Annotated in this window: 2 protein-coding genes; both read right to left on the bottom strand. The window is 48.0% G+C overall.

Annotated elements, in window-relative coordinates:
* Positions 1-3: 3 nt before the first annotated feature.
* Positions 4-942: a malate dehydrogenase gene (mdh, locus tag ON064_RS18000; RefSeq protein ID WP_121300262.1), complete on the bottom strand. Its 939-nt coding sequence runs from the start codon at positions 940-942 to the stop codon at positions 4-6.
* A gap of 62 nt (positions 943-1,004) precedes the next feature.
* The gene (icd, locus tag ON064_RS17995; protein ID WP_274625842.1) at positions 1,005-2,273 is read right to left on the bottom strand and encodes an NADP-dependent isocitrate dehydrogenase; all 1,269 of its coding nucleotides are present in this window, start codon (positions 2,271-2,273) and stop codon (positions 1,005-1,007) included.
* Positions 2,274-2,406: the final 133 nt, after the last annotated feature.

The raw sequence follows: 2,406 nt of genomic DNA, 5'->3' as shown, positions 1-2,406 counted from the left end.
ATATTAAGCCAATACATCCATGACTGCCTTCACGGAGGCAGCTGACTTATCTAGTGCTTGTTTTTCTTCTTCATTCAATTCGATTTCAATGATTTTCTCGATTCCCGAAGCACCGAGAACTGCCGGCACGCCGAGGTAGATGCCGTCCATACCGTACTCACCCTGCAAATAGGCAATGGATGGCAACACTCGTTTTTGGTCCAGCAGGATCGCTTCAGCCATTTCCACCAGAGAAGCAGCAGGTGCATAATACGCGGAGCCATTGCCGAGAAGATTGACGATTTCCGCGCCGCCTTTACGTGTCCGCTCGACGATTTGATCGAGACGGTCTTTTGGAATGAGGGTTTCGAGCGGTACGCCGCCAGCTGAAGAGTAACGGACGAGCGGCACCATATCATCTCCGTGCCCGCCAAGTACAAACCCTGTAATATCTTTAACCGACAGATTGAGCTCTTCAGCCACAAAGCTGCGGAACCGTGCGGAATCAAGCACGCCGGACTGGCCGATGACTCGCTCTTTCGGAAAACCGGATTCTTTAAAGACAGTGTACGTCATCGCATCCACTGGATTGGTCAGTACAAGGATTGTGGCATTTGGTGAGTGATTGACGATTTCTTTTGTGACGGATTTCATGACCTTCTGGTTGGTCTGCACCAAATCGTCCCGGCTCATGCCAGGTTTTCTAGCTACCCCGGCAGTGATGATGACAAGATCGGAATCTTTCGTCTCCGCGTAATCCGAGGTACCCGTAATATGGGCATCAAAATTCAAAACCGGTGCTGCTTCTGCCATGTCCAGTGCTTTGCCTTTGGCCGGATCTTCCATTGCCGGAATATCGACGATGACGACATCCCCCAACTCTTTCTGCGCCAGCAGGAACGCTGTCGTGGCACCGGTGAAACCAGATCCGATCACTGAAATCTTTTTACGTTTGAATGTCATGTAAAACTCCCCTTTCCGTCGGATGATACAACAAAGAGGAGGCAGAAGCCTCCTCTTTCATTTTACATGTTTTTAATTAGTTCATCAGCGAATGCAGATGTTTTCACTTCTGTAGCGCCGTCCATTAGACGAGCGAAGTCATAAGTGACGACTTTAGACGCAATGGTTTTTTCCATAGAGTCAGAAATCAATTTCGCAGCTTCAGTCCATCCAAGGTGCTCAAGCATCAAGACGCCTGAAAGGATAACAGAAGACGGGTTTACTTTATCAAGGCCAGCGTATTTCGGAGCAGTACCGTGAGTTGCTTCGAAGATAGCGTGTCCTGTGTCATAGTTGATGTTCGCGCCTGGCGCGATTCCGATGCCGCCGACTTGTGCAGCAAGTGCATCAGAGATGTAGTCGCCGTTCAAGTTCATTGTTGCAACAACGTCGAACTCGCTTGGGCGTGTAAGGATCTGCTGTAGGAAGATATCAGCGATGGAATCTTTAACAAGGATTTTGCCTGAAGCCAAAGCGTCTTCTTGTGCTTTGTTCGCAGCATCTGTTCCTTTTTCGTCTTTGATTGCATCGTATTCGTTCCACGTGAAGACTTTGTCACCGAATTCTTGCTCAGCCACTTCATAGCCCCAGTTTTTGAAAGCTCCTTCAGTGAACTTCATGATGTTCCCTTTGTGAACAAGCGTTACGGAATCGCGGCCTTCAGTCAACGCGTAGTTGATTGCAGCGCGTACCAAACGTTTTGTTCCTTCTTCAGAAATCGGTTTGATGCCGATACCTGATGATTCAGGGAAGCGGATGTTCTTGACGCCCATTTCGTCTGTAAGGAATGAGATCAATTTTTTCACTTCGTCACTGCCGTTAGCGTATTCGATACCAGCGTAGATATCTTCAGTGTTTTCACGGAAGATGACCATGTCAGTATCTTCAGGGCGTTTAACCGGTGAAGGCACGCCTTCGAAATAACGTACAGGGCGCAAGCAAGTGTATAGGTCAAGTTCTTGGCGAAGTGCCACGTTCAATGAACGGATACCGCCGCCGATTGGCGTAGTAAGCGGTCCTTTGATCGCGATCAAGTATTCGCGGATAACGTTAAGAGTTTCTTCAGGAAGCCATTCGCCAGTTTCGTCGAAAGCTTTTTGGCCAGCCAAAACTTCTTTCCAGACAATTGATTTTTCGCCGTTATAAGCTTTGTTTACCGATTCTTCCAATACGCGTGAAGCTGCGTTCCAGATATCCGGTCCAGTTCCGTCACCGATAATGAATGGGATGACTGCGTTGTTAGGGACGTTCAAGACGCCATTTTCTACTGAGATTTTTTCACCGTTCGTCATGTGTAAGTTCCTCCTGATTTCAAAGTCATAGGGCTGCACATTGTGTCAGCCCCATCAAATTTTATTGTATTGCCTGAATTAACGTTCTTCAACCGGCACGTAAGTCTGCATGCCAGGCCCGATGTATTCCGCA

It is taken from the genome of Planococcus sp. A6 (assembly GCF_028823615.1).
Lineage (GTDB): Bacteria > Bacillota > Bacilli > Bacillales_A > Planococcaceae > Planococcus.
This window is presented reverse-complemented; position numbering and strand designations above follow the sequence as displayed.

Excerpts from the sequence above, each read along its gene's own strand:
- icd (WP_274625842.1), bottom strand. The coding sequence starts at position 2,273 with ATGACGAACGGTGAAAAAATCTCAGTAGAAAATGGCGTCTTGAACGTC.
- mdh (WP_121300262.1), bottom strand. The coding sequence starts at position 942 with ATGACATTCAAACGTAAAAAGATTTCAGTGATCGGATCTGGTTTCACC.